At 67.0% G+C, this 15,756-nt stretch carries 14 protein-coding genes; 2 read left to right on the top strand and 12 right to left on the bottom strand.

What is annotated here, in order from left to right; genetic code table 11:
- Nucleotides 1-117: 117 nt before the first annotated feature.
- The 9 genes from ABR737_RS00985 to ABR737_RS00945 form a co-directional block, all read right to left on the bottom strand.
- Complete coding sequence (locus tag ABR737_RS00985) at nt 118-921, bottom strand: hypothetical protein (protein WP_350248231.1); 804 nt, start codon at nt 919-921, stop codon at nt 118-120.
- A gap of 323 nt (nt 922-1,244) precedes the next feature.
- The gene (locus tag ABR737_RS00980; RefSeq protein WP_350248230.1) at nt 1,245-1,763 is read right to left on the bottom strand and encodes a hypothetical protein; all 519 of its coding nucleotides are present in this window, start codon (nt 1,761-1,763) and stop codon (nt 1,245-1,247) included.
- Between the two features lie 17 nt (nt 1,764-1,780).
- Nucleotides 1,781-2,719, bottom strand: a complete 939-nt coding sequence (locus ABR737_RS00975; protein WP_350248229.1) for a hypothetical protein — start codon at nt 2,717-2,719, stop codon at nt 1,781-1,783.
- A gap of 1,176 nt (nt 2,720-3,895) precedes the next feature.
- On the bottom strand, nt 3,896-6,310 hold the full coding sequence (locus ABR737_RS00970; RefSeq protein WP_350248228.1) for a hypothetical protein: 2,415 nt from the start codon (nt 6,308-6,310) through the stop codon (nt 3,896-3,898).
- A 201-nt stretch (nt 6,311-6,511) separates the two neighbouring features.
- Nucleotides 6,512-6,964, bottom strand: coding sequence for a hypothetical protein (locus tag ABR737_RS00965; RefSeq protein ID WP_350248227.1), 453 nt, complete (start codon nt 6,962-6,964; stop codon nt 6,512-6,514).
- A gap of 130 nt (nt 6,965-7,094) precedes the next feature.
- Nucleotides 7,095-7,601: a hypothetical protein gene (locus ABR737_RS00960; protein WP_350248226.1), complete on the bottom strand. Its 507-nt coding sequence runs from the start codon at nt 7,599-7,601 to the stop codon at nt 7,095-7,097.
- Nucleotides 7,598-7,846 carry a hypothetical protein gene (locus ABR737_RS00955; protein ID WP_350248225.1) on the bottom strand — a complete coding sequence of 83 codons (249 nt, stop codon included), beginning with the start codon at nt 7,844-7,846 and terminating at the stop codon, nt 7,598-7,600. Before ABR737_RS00955 ends, ABR737_RS00960 begins: the two co-directional genes overlap by 4 nt.
- 396 nt (nt 7,847-8,242) lie before the next feature.
- Entirely contained in the window at nt 8,243-8,698 is a 456-nt protein-coding gene (locus tag ABR737_RS00950; protein ID WP_350248224.1) for a hypothetical protein, read from the bottom strand.
- A 130-nt stretch (nt 8,699-8,828) separates the two neighbouring features.
- Entirely contained in the window at nt 8,829-9,086 is a 258-nt protein-coding gene (locus ABR737_RS00945) for a WhiB family transcriptional regulator (RefSeq protein WP_350248223.1), read from the bottom strand.
- A gap of 822 nt (nt 9,087-9,908) precedes the next feature.
- Between ABR737_RS00945 and ABR737_RS00940 the strand changes: the two genes are divergently transcribed.
- Entirely contained in the window at nt 9,909-10,664 is a 756-nt protein-coding gene (locus ABR737_RS00940) for a GntR family transcriptional regulator (RefSeq protein WP_350248222.1), read from the top strand.
- A 421-nt stretch (nt 10,665-11,085) separates the two neighbouring features.
- Complete coding sequence (locus ABR737_RS00935) at nt 11,086-12,267, top strand: NsdA family TPR-like regulatory protein (RefSeq protein ID WP_350248221.1); 1,182 nt, start codon at nt 11,086-11,088, stop codon at nt 12,265-12,267.
- Here the strand turns inward: ABR737_RS00935 and ABR737_RS00930 are convergent.
- The 3 genes from ABR737_RS00930 to ABR737_RS00920 form a co-directional block, all read right to left on the bottom strand.
- On the bottom strand, nt 12,264-12,875 hold the full coding sequence (locus ABR737_RS00930; RefSeq protein ID WP_350248220.1) for an NUDIX hydrolase: 612 nt from the start codon (nt 12,873-12,875) through the stop codon (nt 12,264-12,266). The two genes, ABR737_RS00935 and ABR737_RS00930, sit on opposite strands and share 4 nt — an antisense overlap.
- A gap of 182 nt (nt 12,876-13,057) precedes the next feature.
- Nucleotides 13,058-13,963: a phosphotransferase family protein gene (locus ABR737_RS00925; RefSeq protein ID WP_350248219.1), complete on the bottom strand. Its 906-nt coding sequence runs from the start codon at nt 13,961-13,963 to the stop codon at nt 13,058-13,060.
- A 32-nt stretch (nt 13,964-13,995) separates the two neighbouring features.
- Nucleotides 13,996-15,411: a helix-turn-helix domain-containing protein gene (locus ABR737_RS00920; protein ID WP_502964269.1), complete on the bottom strand. Its 1,416-nt coding sequence runs from the start codon at nt 15,409-15,411 to the stop codon at nt 13,996-13,998.
- Nucleotides 15,412-15,756: the final 345 nt, after the last annotated feature.

Below are 15,756 nucleotides of genomic sequence, written 5' to 3'. Positions count from 1 at the left end.
GTGACGGTGGTGACCCGCGGGGGTGGGGGCGGGGAAGGCGCCGGCCGGCCCCCGGCCGCACCTTTGAAGCAGCGGCCGGGGGCCGGCCGGGCGGCCGGCGGGGGCGGGCCCAGGGCCTCACTCGCCGGACGGGTCGGGGGCACCGTGCAGGGCCGGTGTCCCGCCGCCCGGAATGGGGACCACGCGGGTCAGGTCCGGCACCGGGTGCGCCGGCGATTTCCCGGAGTGCGACGGGGCCTTCGGCCCGTCAAGGAGTTCACACAGCGCGGCGTACCTGATTCCCGGCTTGTTCTTCTGCTTCTCTCCTTCCTTCCGGTTCACATCCTTGATCTCCACCTTGAGAACCTTCTCGCAGTAGATCCGCAAGTCTTTCACGCCCCAATTCAGGAGAGACCCTCGTTCGTGGAGGTTTTCGAGAACCTCGGCAAGGTGCACTCCTTTTCGGGTTCGGCGGAAGTCCAGCTTCTCCGCGGTGTATTCGATAACTTCGATGAGTCCCTTTTTTGCCTCTTCCGGGGTGACTTCCCGCGGTGTCTCCAGGCTGGAGCCCTTCACCTCCTCAGGCGCCGGGGAGCTGGCGTCGTTCGCGGCGCCGTCGTTGCTGCCTTCGTGTCCATCGTGGCGGGGCCGGCCGGTGCGGTCTTGGCGGTGGGGCGAGTGGAGCCAGGCGGCCGCCCACCACACCACGACGCCGACGCACAGGCCCCAGCCCCAAAACAGCGAGTCTTCTTTGATTTCTTGACTGGCTATGTAGATGCCGATACCGACGAGAAAGGCCCGGCCGCCAGCGCTGGAGACGCCGTCTTCGAAGAGCCACCGCAGACCCATCCCGATGAGGGTGACGGTGCCGCCAGCGATCTCCCGCACAACGAAAAAGCCGCCCGTGAACGGGCGGCCGAGTTCAGCGAGCAGTGCGCGCACCGACAGGCGCGGGCGTTCCCCTTCGTCGGGTGGGTCGTTCGCGTACTCAAGGATCCGCTCGATCGCCTGCTGCGCGAGGGCCCGCGTCCGCTCCGCCAGCCGCTTACAGGGCGCCAGAACCCAGGGCGCACGGAGCTCCGGCTCGGCACGGGAGTCCGGGGCGGGCGTGCCAGCCCCAGAGCGGGGCTCCTCCCGATGCTCGTCGGGCTGAAGCCTGCTCTGGCCTGGGGCGTCGTCTTCGATGGGAGCCTCCGATTCTGTCCGGCCGTCGACGCCGGCTCGCTGCGTCGTGGTGGCGACATCGTCCTCGGGTGGGGTCCTCATCAGCCGGTCAGTCCGATCGCCTGAGCCCCGGCTTCGACGAGGGTGTGCGGAATCGCCCAGATGCCCCCGGCCCGGCCCCAGGCGGTGGCGCAGAAGATGCCCAGGAACGCGGCCACGCTCGCCCGGGGCTTGCGGTAGTACATGTAGACCGCGGGGAGTGCGGCAGCCACGCCGAGGCCCACGTCACCGAAGGTGTGGTGGGTGACCAGCTTGGACAGCGAGACGCTGGCCTGCCCTGCATGTGCCCAGATGTTGCCGGCTGCGGTGTAGAAGACGCCGGCGCTGTAACCGATCCAGAATGCCGGGTCGCATTCGAGCCGGTGCCGCACCTTGGTGCCTCCGCCGCCTCCGCCGCCCTTGCCCTTCGGACCGCCGCCGCCCTTACTCTTGGGCTCCTTGATGCCGAAGTACAAAACTGCGGTCAGGATCAGCGCGATTCCGCCGCTTCCGATCGTGCCGAAGAAGCTGCCCAAACCCTCGCTGGCGGCGGGGGCTGCTATATCGATGTAATTGATCATGGTGGTGGAAGCTCCGTTTACAGGTGGACGCCGAGGCCCGGCGTGTAGAGGGCAAGGCCGAGAATCGAGCCGAGCAGGGGGACGCTGCCGATGCCGCCGACGAGGGGTGCGAACAGCGTCACGCGGTGTCGGAGGATTTCGCCGAGACTGTTGTCGTAGGAGCGGCCCAGGCGTATGCACCACACGGCCGGCAGGGAGCTGACCAGGACAATTGCGCCGCCGATGACCATGCCGCCGCCGATGCCCTCGCCCTGTTCGGCGAAGTCCCAGATCAGGTGGTTGACGTGATGCGGGATGGTCAGGCGCCAGGAGACCCACCCGATAGCGCCCGTATACAGCAGCCGCCAGATTCCGCCCGAATGGCGCCACCGACCCCCGTCGCGCTGCTGCTCCGTTGGCTGTTCGTCGTGGTACCACTCGCTGAGCTGGTCGCGGACGCGGTGGGGCACGTCCAGCGCCTGGTCGTCGCGGTAGAGGTCGCCGAGCTGCTCGACCGCCCGGCCGAAGATCTGGGCGATCCGCTCTTCGAGCTCCAGGTCCTTCTCGACCGGACTCTCTTCAGGCTGTGCTGGCGGCACAACGGTCGGCTTCGAGCCTCCGGTCGCTGCCGCGATCCAGTCCCCGAGCCGTTTTACTGCACCATCGACGTTGTGCCCGTCGTTGACGGCGATGGCGGCCTTCGTTGCGGTGGCCGTCGTGGGCTGGGACTGCTCGTCGGCGAGGGCGAGTTCGCGCGGCTCCTTCCAGACCGACGGCGGTTCCACGGCGATCTGCGGCGCGATCTGTACGCGAGTGGCGCGGGGGGCAGGGGCTTCAGCCTCCCGCGGGGAGGTGAGAGCACCGATGCGGGTGAGCCACGACTCGCGCTCGTCGCTGGCGGTTCCAGAGACGGCCTGTGTGCCCTCCTGGGCGCCCTCGGTAGGGCGGTGGGAGCTCCACCACCGGATTGCGTTCATCGTGCCTCCTAGCTGGCGTACAGACGGTTCTCGGCGCAGTGCCGGGTGGTGCGATCCCGAGCAGCGGAGTCCCCTGGCAGTAGCGAAGGGAGCTGTGGGGATGGCCGGTGCTCGCGAGACGTCCCCGGCGATAAGCGCCAAGGCAGGTGCGCGCCGCGGCGGCACCGGGACGAGCCGGTAGTTCCGTCAGGCCCGACGGCACCTGAACCCCTTTGAAGATCACTTCGTGTGGGGGTTTGTCATGCGCTCCCACCCCCAGGTGCGCATCGCATCGATCACGCGGCGCTGGGCCTCGAGTTCGTCGTCACCGGGCATCCGAGGGTCGTCGGGGACAACCGTGAGACAGGCCGCTGGCCCGGTGGGATCACCTGCAGGTGTGTCCTCGCTGAGATTGCAGTCATCTCCTGCTGCGCTGTGAGGAACAGGGCGGTCCTGTTCGGGTGGGTGTGGATCGTGCGGGAAGCGGCAGTGCGCGCTCCAGGTCTTGAGGTGCTTGAGGTGCGCCGCGAGGCGGGCAATGGGGCGCCAGGGCATGGGAGCTCCGTCGGGATCGAATGGCATGGCGCGGCCGCCGAGCGGCCGCTCCCCTCGCGGTGGAGGGGCGAAGTCGCGCACCTACCACCGCCTACCACCGCCTATACGGCTCCTACCTGGGCTTATAGGCCGAGGCGCTACCGGCGTGGTGGGGAAAGCAGTAGCCAGTGCGACACGCTCTGCCGCACTGGCGGGCAACGAGTAGCACTGCAGATGCAGATCGGGCGGCAAAGCAGCTGCGATGTGCCCCCTGAGCGGGCCGCCGGCCTGGAACGCACGAACATCCGGCCGGTCTCACTAGTCGTGAGCCCAGTCTCATCGCTGACCCCGGCCAACTGCGAATCAGCGGCCAGTCTCATCCGTTCTCAACGGGGCTGGTCTCACTTGGCCTTGTCTCAGTTCCAGGCTTTGATTCTCAGTCTCGCGAACTAACTCCGGTCTCACTTGCGTGAGACCGGAACTCTCAGCTCGCGAAGTGAGTCTCAGCGATCCGGTCTCACGCGATAGGTCTCAGGGCGAGTCTCAGTCTCACCCGGGTCTCACGGAACGGGTCTCACCCTCACTGAGACTGAGACTGAGGCACGGCCTGAGACTGAGACCGCGACTGCAGTCTCAGGTCTCAGTGGCAATGAGACCTGAGACTCAACCAATCTCAGACTTCCCGCCCTTTGAGCCGCTGACGAGCTCGCGAGCATCTCGCAAGCGCCGGTCGACCGTAGCCTGGGAGCGCTTGATGTACCTCTTGGCCTCCTCCAGTGAGACTGTCTTGGGCCCCCCGCGTTCCCGCATGAGTTTCACCAAGTAGTCGATCTCGGCCTGCTTGCTGCTCAGTGAGACCACGTTGCTCTCACCCTCCGTCTCAGTCGGCGGCTGAGTCTCAGGTGCGCCGATCTCAGCAGGCGCCTCAGTCTCACTCTCAGGCGGACTGGTCTCACGGGGTTTTGTCTCAGTCTCACCTGGCCCGGTCTCATCAGCCTTCTTCTCACTCTCACCGGGCACGTCGGTCTCACCCTCGCTGAGACCACTCTCATGAGACCCCTGAACTGGGTCTCGCCTCTCAGTCTCGGCGCGGAGTGCTGGGCCGGATTTCGATGCGAGTCCAACCTGGACTCCCGCGAAGGCCGGCACGCCGGTGGGAAGGAGAGTGGCGGTGATGGGGACAACCCTGTACGTCCGCGGAAGCGGGCGCCCGGCCCGCGCAGATGCCATCGCTCGCTTGCGGGCGAGTTCGCCCTCCGCCGCGTCCCAGACCAGGTCCAGCGTCGTGAGCGAGGCGTCGGTGATGGCGAGGGACCAGGCGGTGAAGGCTTGCCGGGGGAAGCGCAGCCACCGGATGAAGGGGATCTTCGGCCGGGCGTTTGCTGCCATCCCCTTCTTACGAAGCTCCTTGCGGTGAAGCAAGGAGGCGTAAAGCTCCCAGAGGATGATGCCGACCAGGCTCATCGCGGCGAAGGAGACCGCCTTGGGCGTGGCGTGCCAGTAGGTGATGTGGTCCACGTACCGGCGCTGGGACCAGTCCCAGGTCCGGCCTGTCACCGCGCCGGAAGCATGCCAGTAGTTCATCACCGCGGCGCCGCTCGCGAACACCCAGGTCGCGACCCGGTACACGGTGCCGGCGTCGCCGGCCTTCCGTGCTTCGTGGTACATCCAGCCGACGAATGTGGTCGACAGCTCCCACCCGGCGGCGAACAGGAGGGTGAAGGGCATGACCCAGCCGAGGACGTCCTCGGCGAAGCCTGCCTGGCCGGTCCACGCCACCGCCATCGGCGCGGTGATCGGACCGACAACCATTACCTGCCGGGCGTGCTGGCGAACGACACGCCGCGTCCGCTCCGACAGGGACGGACGCTCCGCACGCCGCTGATCCCGCTGTCGATTCCTCTCCAGCTTGCGGGCTTTGGCCTTGTCCCGACGACGGTCACGATCGTTCTCACGAAGCGCTTTGCGTGCCAGCCGACGCTCGGTGCGATCAGTCGCCTGACGCATCAGCTCGGCTGCTTGTTCCCGATCAACCTTCGCCGCACGCTTCTCAGCGTCCGCTTCCGTCTCCCGCTCCTTGGCCTGGGCCAGGGACTCGGTGGCTGACTTCATCAGCGCGGCCCGCTCCCGCTTTGCCTCCTCGAGCAGGCGCTTGGCTTCTGCCTCGGCATCCGCAACAGCTCGGCCCGCATCCTCCGAGGCGATCTTGACCTTGCGGTCCGCCTCAACCTGCAGAGCCTCTGCCCGTCGCTGGGCGTCCGCCAGTTCTGCGTCGGCCTCGGCACGCCGGCGTTCAGCTTCCCAACTGCTCTCCCGCCGGACCCTTTCAACCTCGGACTGGGCAGCGGCACGCTCCTCCGCGGCATCCGAACGCGCAGCGGTGACAAGCTCCGCGGCCTCCTTGCGAAGCCGGGCGGCCTCCGCCTGGGCCTCCTTACGAAGATCAGCGGAAGCCTTCTCCGCATTTTCACGCCGGCGCTCAGCTGCCACAGCTGCATCGGCCCGGGTGCTTTCTGCCTTACGACGAGCAGCCTCGACGATCTCTTCGGCGTCGCTGCCCGCCTTCTGGAGAACCTCCTCGGCTGCGCGCTGCGCCTCGGCCCTTGCCTCGCCGGCCGCCTCCTCTGCCTCGACCTTGCAGCGCTCAGCGTCCTGGCGATCCGCTTCGGCCTCCGCCCTCAGGGACTCGGCCCGGAGCGAGGCTTCGGAAAGGACTGTATTTGCGCGCTCGCCGGCCTCATCGAGATACCGCCGCGCCTCGCTGTCGGCCCGGTCCAGGAGCAGCTGGGCGGCCTGCTTGGACTCGGCGGTCAGTTCATGGGCCCTCTGCTCGGCGTCTGTGAGCACTGCGTCAGCCCGGGCGCGGGCCTCGGCTGCCGTCGCCTCGGCCGATAGCTGAGCGCACCTTCCGCGGGCCGCCGAGGCCAGCCGGGCATGCAGCACGAACTTCGCGGCGCTGTGGCGGCCATCGTCGATGACAGCGTCGCCCTGGCCGAGGCTGGGCTGCTCAGCCGGGGACAGCTGGCGCGGGCGCGGCTTGGGCGACGGCTTCCGGCTCCTCTTCTTGTTGCGTGACACGCCTGCCTCCGTTCACAAAAAAGCGCGGGTCGGGCCTCGTGAGAGGCCCGACCCGCGGTGGGCGGCCGTTGACCGGCGCGCAGTTCAAAGTGCTTTGGGACATGAGCTGCCCGAGGGAAATGACAGCGGGGGAGCCCACCGCCTGCTCGGCGCGGGGATCCTCTTGCTGGCTGTCCTCTGGTCGGGCGCGAGCGACGCCGGCTATCCGGCGCAGGGGATGCGGCCGGGCTCCGTGGTGGCGCTGATCTTCACGTATCCCACGTAGGCGCCCCACCCGCCGTGGCCGTGGGTGACCTGACGGACCAAGGCCAAGTTGGGGTTCGTCGGGTGGCAGGCCAGGAAGCGCGCCTGGTCACCTTCGGCCATGAGGCCCTTGATTCCACCGTTGGCGGCGCGCAGGAAGAGACCGTCGGTGCCGGGGGCCGGCGCGATCGAGGTGGACGCGCTCTGCTGACCGCCGGGGCGGATGGTGATGCTGGGGTACTCGGTGATCCGCGCCGGGGCGGGCCGGCCGGTGGCCGGGTCGATCCGCGTCTCGGTGTGGGTGCCGGTGGGGCCCGGGTTAGGGATGGCGGCCTGGGCAGTGGTGGTGGCCAGCCCGAGGCCGGTGATGGCCGCGGCGACTGCGATGGCTATGCGTGCTGTGCGGTTCATGGGACTCCTCATGTGAGAGGGCCCCGCCGATTGGCGGAGCCCAGGTGATCTGTGGTGTGGCTCGGGTGCCTGATGTGTCGTCAACAGGCGGTCGTCCGGCGGCGCGTGTCCCTGCTGGCCGACGATCAGGTCAAACACCGTGCTGGGCCGGGGGGCCGGGATCAAAGACCAGGAGGACGGACACGGGCTGGATGCTGTAGCCCGTTTCGCGCAGGTCGCCCCGATCGTCCTCGGTGAACAACTCACGGGGACATTCGCCTTCGGGGTCGGGCGACCATTCCAGGGGTGCGTCCTGCTCGTCGCGCCGAACCTGCTCTTCGCAGAACGCTCGGGCATCGGCCTCGCACAGTCGGGGCTGGCTTGCGGCGCCGGACAGCCGGTGCCTGCCGACGTAGAGGGTGACCATGCCGCCGTTCCGGCGGGCAGTGGTGATCTCCACGTCGGTGATACCCAACTGGTGGGCGCGGTGCGTCTGGGCGGCGGCACTCTGATGTTCAGGGGCCAGATCGGCCTTGCCAGCGGCGGCCGCGTCGTAGAAGGCGTCGATGGCCTCCGCAGCCTGCCGGACGAGGGACTCGCGCGGTCCCTCGGCTGCCGGCTTCGCTCCGGCCTGCGTGGAGGTGCTGTGCAGGGTCATCCGGTCACCCCTTCCTTCAGGAGCGCCCTGTTTGCGTATTTTTCGGCGAGCTCAGGGCGAATCGGTTGCTGGTGGACGAACAGGCGCCGGCGCCGCTCCCGCGCATCCAGCACGGCCGCTTGAACTGCGGCGCCGTCCAGGGGAATGGGGCTGCCGCCCTTGGGGTCTCGGTGGAACAGAGCAGGGCGCCGACTGGCGCCCACGTCTTCATCCGCTCCCCGGGATACCTGCTGCTGTGTGTCCATTTCAGGTCCCCCTACGGAGCAGCCCGCCGCGCGTTTTGGAGGCAGGGAGGGCGGATCCGCCGGTGTCCGTGCGGCGGCTGAAGCTGCGCCGGTCGGCGAAGTGGAAGTTGTGCCTGCCCATCAGTGCGAACCAACCGTGTTGTGGTACCTCGCGGCGGCCACCCGGGCGGGGACCGTCGGCAAAGGAGCACGGAGGGTGGACGGTTCGGCCGTCGACCGGGCGGGCTCGGCCTTCTCGGCATCGGACGGGGAAGGATCGGAGTGATCGGTAGGATTGGACACGGCTGCTCCTCAGTTCAGTGAGGTTGCGGGCAGGCCCTGACCCAGAGCACACACTCCGGGTCAGGGCATTTGCGTACGACTTCGGGACATCTCGCGTCCCGGCAACGCGGTGGGTCAGGCGGTAGCCAGAGTCGATGCGACCGCGAGCTCACGCAGACGCGCTGCGTAAATCCCGCGCGGCATTCCCTGCGTGGGCGGTACGAGACGAAGGAAAATCTCGACGTCAACCGGGGCCACCAGGCGCTCGACGATGAGCCGCAGGGCTGCGCCCGCCATCCGGTCAGCAGGTCGGTGGGAGTCGAGATGGTCGGCTACCGCGATGAGCCGGCCGTCTACCCTGTTCCTGCGCTCCTGCGCGGTACGGGCGGCGCTTCGTCCACCGCGGCGCGCCCGGTCGTCACCGTCCTGGCGCAGGTGCGTCACCAGCTCGCCGAGCGCTTTCTCTTCGTCGGCCGTCGGCGTGCGGCGACTGGAGTCTCCGCGGCTTCCTGCGGCGGCATCGGGATCGATGGCCTGTCGCCCCATTCTGATGGGGCGGGGCGCCGGGCGTGTCATGATGTTGCTGGTCACAGAATCTCCTTGTCAGCCGAGGAACTGTGCGCAGCCCCGGGGAATGGCGCCCCGGGGCTGCTTCGGAGTCATGGGCGACCGCTGTCCTACCGCTTGGCTTGAGCAAGGGACGGAGCCAGCGGTCTGTGGCTCAGGCGCTGGCGTTGCGCGCCCGATTGCGGGCGGCGCGCCGTTTCATGGCGCGGCGTTCGTCTTCGCTCAGGCCGCCCCAGACGCCGGAGTCCTGGCCGTACTCGAGTGCCCACTGCAGACACCGCTCCATGACGGGGCAAGTGCGGCAGACGGCCTTGGCTTCCTCGATCTGGAGGAGCGCGGGTCCGGTATTGCCGATCGGGAAGAAGAGCTCTGGGTCCTTTTCCTTACAGACCGCGCGGAAGCGCCAATCCATAGGTTCCTCCTTCAGGTTCGCTGCTCGATGTGGCGGGCAAGCGGGATGGTGTTCGCCCGGCTATCTCGTTGCCGTGGATGTGGTGAGTAGCGGGGCGGGGGTTGGTGCCAGTGGCCGCGGCCGTCGGCGCTCGCCGTGGTGTGCGCGGGCGTCGACGACTGCGGTTACTGGTGAACCGGTGCGCGTTTCCAGCGCGCGTTGACCTCATCTAGACGCGGACCGCTACGCCGGGGAGGACAGTCCCGGACGGTGTGCGGTGAATGTCTGCCGCGTCGTTCTTTTGAGCCGGTTGCGCGATACGTCGTGGGCGTAGGGCCCCTTCTCGGCCGGCTGATCTCCACTCACCTCAGCCGGTGTGGTCACGGCTGTCGTGCTGCGGTGGATCACGCTGTGGAGGTTTCAAAGAACGGCCGCTTCCTTCGGCCTCCTTCGCTGGAGGTTTCCGGGCGGTTTGTCCATCTCGTCGCGGGAGCAGCGAGCGCTTGCGAGCGACCGCTTGCACGGCAGTGAGGTGGGGATCCGGTCCTGGCCGGTCCCTCGCTGCCACGTCCCTCACCCGTCACGGAGGGGCCGAGGTACGTGGAAACGAGGCAGAGCCAGCGCCTGAAGAGCCGAACAGGGTCCTCGTGAAGCCCTGTTGGCGCGGAACTAGTGAACCAGAGTTCCCTATGGAGATCAAGGAGTTCACTATGGAGGTCACGGAGTTCCCTATGGAACTTTTTTGGGGATGGTCTGCCCCGGTGCTGAGCGGCGCGGGTTCATGGCCTCCCGGCGAGGGCCACCCGTACGATCAGGTCGCTAAGAAGACCCAGAGGGAGATCCATGACAGACGCGCCGGCTTCCCCGCGGCCCAAGCACACGCGCATCGCTGACAAAATCCGCGCGGCGATCGACGCAGGGGACCTTCAACCCGGTCAGCGTCTTCCGAGCGAAGACGAGCTGGCCGCCGAGCATCGGGTCAGCCACGTCACGGCTGCCCGCGCCGTTGCACTGCTCAAAGTGCAGGGCTATCTCGAAGGACGCCGGGGATCCGGCGTCTACGTACAAAAGCAGCTCGCCCTCACACATCAGGGCCTCCCGTACACCGGGGGTGATCACTGGGGAGACGGCAACACCATTTGGCAGACAACTGACGGGCAGTCGCTCGACGTTGACTGCGTGGCGGCTGAGGAGGTGACGCCGCCAGATGAGGTAGCTCGAGCTCTGAGACTTGGCGAGAGCGACACAGTCCTGCGTCATGCTGCTCGCTTCTCGTTGGGCAGGAGGCCGGTCAAATACGTCCGCACCTTCCTGCCGCACGGGCTGGTCGACGCAAAGCGGACAGACCTCCACCACATCGTCCCTGGTGACATCGCCGTCACGCTGAAGGCCCTGGGCCAGCAGCCCTCGCGCATTTACGTCGAAGGCCGCAGTCAGATGCCGAGCAGCGAGGACGTGGACCTCCTGTCCATCCCGGCCGACCGATTCGTGCTCAGGTTGTACCGAATCGCATACGACGCCGCACGAAACCCGATCGGCGTCGAAGAGACGACGATGGATGCCGCCGCGTACGTGCTTGCATACGACTACCCGGCCTGAGGTCCACCGGGCGCGGGTTCCTCGGACCGTCTCTGGTCGACGGGCTTCTGCGCCGCGAGTGCAGGAAGCGGAGTAGATCGTGATCTGGCCTGTTCGAGGAGTCGCGTGCGCCAGGGCCGGCGTGGGAAGAGGCCCGTGGAGCGGCCGGTCGGCATGGGCCTGGAATTGAGCGAGCATGCTGTTCTCCCCGTATTCGAACTAATGCGGATCGCTTGATTCAGCCTCCATAGATCGGGAGTTGCTGATAAGGCCCGGCGGGGATCCCCAAGTGGGTAAACTTGCGGGTAGGTTTGCCGTCTGGTGCCCAGGAGCGATGCCGATGCGCACAGTCGGAGGGGGACGACGACTCCCGGCGCGCATACTTGACGACCCCAAAATGGAGGCGGCGTGCCGAGATCGGGACATCGGAACGATCTTCACGATGGCGCAGCGCGCAGCCTTCTACCCGACGCAGATCGCGAAGCAGTGCGAACTGACGCCGAGCCGGGTCTCGGACGTCATTGCAGGACGGCGAAAAATTACACAGATGTCCGTGATCGAGCGGATTGCGGATGGATTGGGCATCCCCGGCAAGATGCTGGGACTGGCCCGTCGGGCGTGGGAGAACGCTGATGCTGGGGAATCGAGGACGCGCTCACGCGCCACAACGGGCGGTCAGCCGCTCGTGGCTACTCCGAGGCAACGCCCGCTGCTGCTGCCTATCGAACCAGCGGAAGGCGATGATGCGGTAGCACTCCGGCGGGAGTTGAGAGCCGCCACATCCGTGAAGCCCGCGGTGGCCCGCCTCTTCGCAGTGCAGGTGGACGCCATGCGGCAACTGGATCGGCAGCTTGGTGCAGGGACGTTGCTGCCGCAACTTGAGGCGCAGGTCCAGCAGATGGAGCAGCTACTCCGCTTCGGGTCCTCGCCCAATGTGCGGACTACGCTGGCTTCTACCTTGACCGAGGCATCCACGCTCGCCGCATGGCAGGCGCTCGACCTGGGAAGATTCCAAAGGTCGTGGGAACTGCACGAGACCGCCAAGAACGCGGCACGCGAGTCCGCTTCACCGGCCCTCCTGGCCCACGCCACAGCACAGCAGGCGTACATCCTGCTGGATCTGGGAAGCCCGCAAGCTGCGATCCAGCAGATTCGCCATGCGCGGCGGGAAGCGGGTACGCGGCTCCCGCCGCTCATGCAGGCGTGGCTGTTCGCCGCCGAGGCAGAGGCGCACGCGGCCGCGCAGGACGAGTCGTCGTGCCGCAGAGGGATGGACCAGGCCGAGGCGATACGGCCGGCTGATCCATCCGACCCAGCTCTGCCGTTCGTCTTCCTGGGGGGCTCACATCTCGACCGGTGGCGCGGCAACTGCCTGGCGACGCTGGGCGCTGATGAGGCACTCACGGATCTGACGGCGGCGGTTGACAGCATGGACCTGTCGGGGTTCACCCGGGCCGAGGCCGGCGTCCGGTGCGATCTTGCAGTGGTGCTGGCCCGGCGCGGTGAGCTGCAGGAGGCGCACCAGCAAGCACAGCGAGCCCAGGACCTGGCGGCACTGACCAGCTCCGTACGCCAGCGCCGCCGGATTGCACAGGTGCTCGCAGCAACCTCGAAGGCGTCCTAGGCGCGGTCGCGTGTCGCGAGCAGGTGAAGGACGGCGACCAGCGTGCCGCTGTTCTGAATCAGCCCCTGCGCAATCATCACGGGAATGTGGTCGAGCGGGATCCACTCGGTGCGCGCGGCCTCGTTCTTCTCGGTAGGCTCGCCGGCCTTCTCGACTCCGCGAGCCACGTAGACGTGATGAGCTGAGGCGACCGTACCGATCATCGGCTGGAATGTGACGACGTGCTCGAGGTCGCCGGTGAGCCGGTATCCGGTCTCCTCCATGGCCTCACGGGCCGCAGCGGCACCAGGGTCTTCGCCGGCATCGACGACCCCGCCGGGCAACTCCCAGTTCCAGGTGTCCGAGATAAACCGATGGCGCCACATGAGGAACACGCGGTCCTGGTCATCGAGCATGGCGAGCACCGCGGCTGGCGGCAGATAGACCTTGTGGTGCTGGAACCTCTCGCCGACTGGTGGCTGGACGTCGGCCAGCGCGACGGTGACCCAGGGGTTCTCGTAGATCGTCTCCTCGCCGAAGACGTTCCACTTCGACGCCTGCTCTTCGCTGCTGAGAGCTGGCACGGTGGTCTCGCGCTCGTGGCTTGTGACGCGCTTTCGCTCTGGCACTGGATGTCCTTCGTTGATGGGATGTCCACCTTAGAAAATCAGCGCATCAGCTGCTGGCAGGGGCTTTACCCAAAGCGGGAATTCTGGCTGGTCGGCGGCTGGAGATGACTCTGCCAGGGCAGGCTTGTCGAACGGCGCGATAGATCTTTCCGAGCCCATGGCATGCCTGCCACGATCCTGGTTCACAGGATGCTCCAGAGCAGGGTGTCCTCTTCGACACGGAGTGCTTTGATGCGGCGCCGGACCTCAGTGAGCGTCCCAGGAGCATGATCGGCTTTGCGCGCGTTCGTGGTGATCATGCGGAGCTCGCGGATAGCTCGTAGTACTGGGTACCCCGGCCACTCGGTCACGTCGAATCCGTAGGCATCGCAGAAGGCGTTGTAGTGCCCCTGGCCATGGCCGAACCGCCGGCAATGGATCTCCACGGTGACGAGGTCCCACTCTGGTTGTCCGATGGCAGCAGTATCCCAATCGCACAGTACGGTTCTCTGCCTGTCACGGAGGGCGTTGCGGTGCTGCGGGTCGCCTTGGAGGACCGCACCGGGCAAGGCGTAGGTGACGGAGGCAAGAGCGCATTCCAGATCGTCGGCGCGGCGGCTGAGGAAGTCGAGATCTGAGGCAGGCAGGGCCTGGGTTGCGCCCAGTGAACGGCGGATAGCCGTGAGGTTATCCAGGTTGCGGAGCGGCATGGGCGGTGGCGGCAGCTGATGGAGTTGAGACAGGGGGGATGCTAGGTCAGCCGCGGTGATCTCTGGCCCCGCCTGCGGGAGGTAAGTCCAGAAGGTGACGGCGTGGCCTTCGATTTCTATGGGCTGTCTAGGTACGGGGTGGAGGGGCGCGGTGGGGAAGCCTTGGTCCTCGAGCCACTGGACGAAGGCAACAGTCCGTTGGGCGGACTGCAGGCACGACCCGCGCCGGGCGACTTTGACGACGACAGGTGCGTCGTCGAGGAGTAGGACGGCGTTGGTGTGTCCGCGCAGGAGTCGGGCTCCACGGCTGTTGAGGTTAGCGACTGCGCAGGCGCGGTCCAGAAGGCTGCTGAGCTCGCTCGGTGAAAAGCCGCCGTGCAGCGGTGTCGGTTCCGTCATGGACCTAGGCTTACTGACGGGTGGCGCGGCTGTCACCTCGGTGCTGATGGCAGCTGAAGGATCTCCCCGAGTTCCCGAGCCGCCCGGGCGGCCCTTATGGCAGGGGGAAGGACATCGATGACGTTGCGTGCTCGTGCGCCGAGAATCGGGGTGCGGTGTTCCTCGGGCAGGTTGAGGTAGGTAGCGGCGGCGAGTTGGCATGCCTCGGTCGGGCTGTGGTCCTGAGCGAGGCAGATCGCCTCTTCCAGACGGAGCAGGGCCGGGTCGATGCCACTGTCGTCGGGGTAGAGGGAGAGTGCCTGCTGTTGCACCGCCCGGGCATCCCGGTTGCGCCCCAGGAAGGTAAGTGCGCCGCTCAGGTATAGCAGCAGACGCCGTTCCGGGAAGGCAAAGGCGTCATCGCTTGAACTGGGCTCGGAGCGGTCAAAGTCCCGTCGAGCGAACTGCATAGCCGCCACGGCACCGGCCTCATCCCCTTGTCGGGCCAAGGCACGAGCCTCGGCGGCTGCCGCGAACGCACTGGTGGGTGTTGGCCGGTGCCGGGAGAGCAGACGGGCATCGCGGGCCAGTTCGACTGCCGATCCCAAAGGGCCGTAGTAGTAGGGGAGCATCGCGGCCTGAGCGCGCACCCGGGCTCGCAGTTCGAGGTTCCCGCTATCGTCGGCTGCGGTCCGCGCGGTGGCGTACCAGGCATGAGATTGCTGCAGCTCGCCGAGCTTCATCAACGCGTCGGCTACCAGCGTGGACAGCAGCGCCGTCATCTCGGACAACCTGATCTGCAAAACCGCAGGCTGGCGCTGCGTGGCTAGCGTTGTGACCTCGGCCATCTCGGTGAGAAGGAGGCTCAGCATGGGCACGGGTGCGGTGAAGATGTACTGCTGCCGCAGCCATAACAACCGTTCCTCCAGAAGGTCAAGCTGAGAGGGGGTGACCGTGGCCTGAGCGAGGGCCCGGTCGACGTTACGCCGTGTGTCCTCTAGCAATTGGCCCAGAGAATTCGTTGGCTCGGGGTAAGTGTGCGGTAGCAATACGGCAGCGGTCAGACCGCCGCGTACAGTTTCCTGGAAGTCAGTGCGTCGCCCCACGTCCGTGGACGCGGCATCAGACTCCGAAGTGGCCAAGCCCAGGCCCAAGCCTTGGAGTGTGGTGCCATACACCCGACACAACAGATCCGCTGTCTGGATGCGCGGGCGCCGGTCGGGCTTCGTCTCCCACCCTCGCAGTTGGTCTTCATCGAGCCGCGCGGCTCCGGCAACCCCTTGGGCTAGCCGGCGGTACTCCGTGACAGCAACACGCAGTGTCCATCCCCTGGCCAAGCGATGCGCACGTAGCCTACTTACGCCGCAGCATCGGACGATAGCCACCACGGTTGCGTCCACGGCCAGGCCCTGCGCCGTAGCTCGTTCACGGATCTGCCGGGCGCAAGAGACAGAGTGCCGTCCAGCCATGCCCACCTCCTCATGACGCTATTGCGAGCGTAGTAATCCTCTGACGCCGATGCGAGAAGAACCGGTGACATCTCACGGCTTCTTCCGTCGCACCCGCACGTAGTCACCGCTTTGGTCATCACCGGTGCAATGCCACGGTTGCGCATTCTGCTCTCGGTGAGGACGGTACTGCTTCACCTCTTCGAGGTTCCGACGTGCCAAGTCGGGATCCTGCACCAGCTCCATTGGACGCGATGACGACAGGGGGCACCATGCCGGCTACGGCCACCGAGACAGAGACCACTCGTCGTACGACGGAGCTGTGGTTGCGGCGCTGGCACGATAGGGGCGCAGACCACATCGGCA

It is taken from the genome of Streptomyces sp. Edi2 (assembly GCF_040253635.1).
Classification (GTDB): Bacteria; Actinomycetota; Actinomycetes; order Streptomycetales; family Streptomycetaceae; genus Streptomyces.
Note: the sequence above shows the minus strand (reverse complement) of the source record. Positions and strands in the feature narration are given on the sequence as shown.

Coding starts and splice junctions, on each gene's coding strand:
- ABR737_RS00975 (WP_350248229.1), bottom strand. CDS start 2,719: ATGAACGCAATCCGGTGGTGGAGCTCCCACCGCCCTACCGAGGGCGCC.
- ABR737_RS00980 (WP_350248230.1), bottom strand. CDS start 1,763: ATGATCAATTACATCGATATAGCAGCCCCCGCCGCCAGCGAGGGTTTG.
- ABR737_RS00960 (WP_350248226.1), bottom strand. CDS start 7,601: ATGACCCTGCACAGCACCTCCACGCAGGCCGGAGCGAAGCCGGCAGCC.
- ABR737_RS00945 (WP_350248223.1), bottom strand. CDS start 9,086: ATGGATTGGCGCTTCCGCGCGGTCTGTAAGGAAAAGGACCCAGAGCTC.
- ABR737_RS00965 (WP_350248227.1), bottom strand. CDS start 6,964: ATGAACCGCACAGCACGCATAGCCATCGCAGTCGCCGCGGCCATCACC.
- ABR737_RS00955 (WP_350248225.1), bottom strand. CDS start 7,846: ATGGACACACAGCAGCAGGTATCCCGGGGAGCGGATGAAGACGTGGGC.
- ABR737_RS00940 (WP_350248222.1), top strand. CDS start 9,909: ATGACAGACGCGCCGGCTTCCCCGCGGCCCAAGCACACGCGCATCGCT.
- ABR737_RS00920 (WP_502964269.1), bottom strand. CDS start 15,411: ATGGCTGGACGGCACTCTGTCTCTTGCGCCCGGCAGATCCGTGAACGA.
- ABR737_RS00935 (WP_350248221.1), top strand. CDS start 11,086: ATGGCGCAGCGCGCAGCCTTCTACCCGACGCAGATCGCGAAGCAGTGC.
- ABR737_RS00925 (WP_350248219.1), bottom strand. CDS start 13,963: ATGACGGAACCGACACCGCTGCACGGCGGCTTTTCACCGAGCGAGCTC.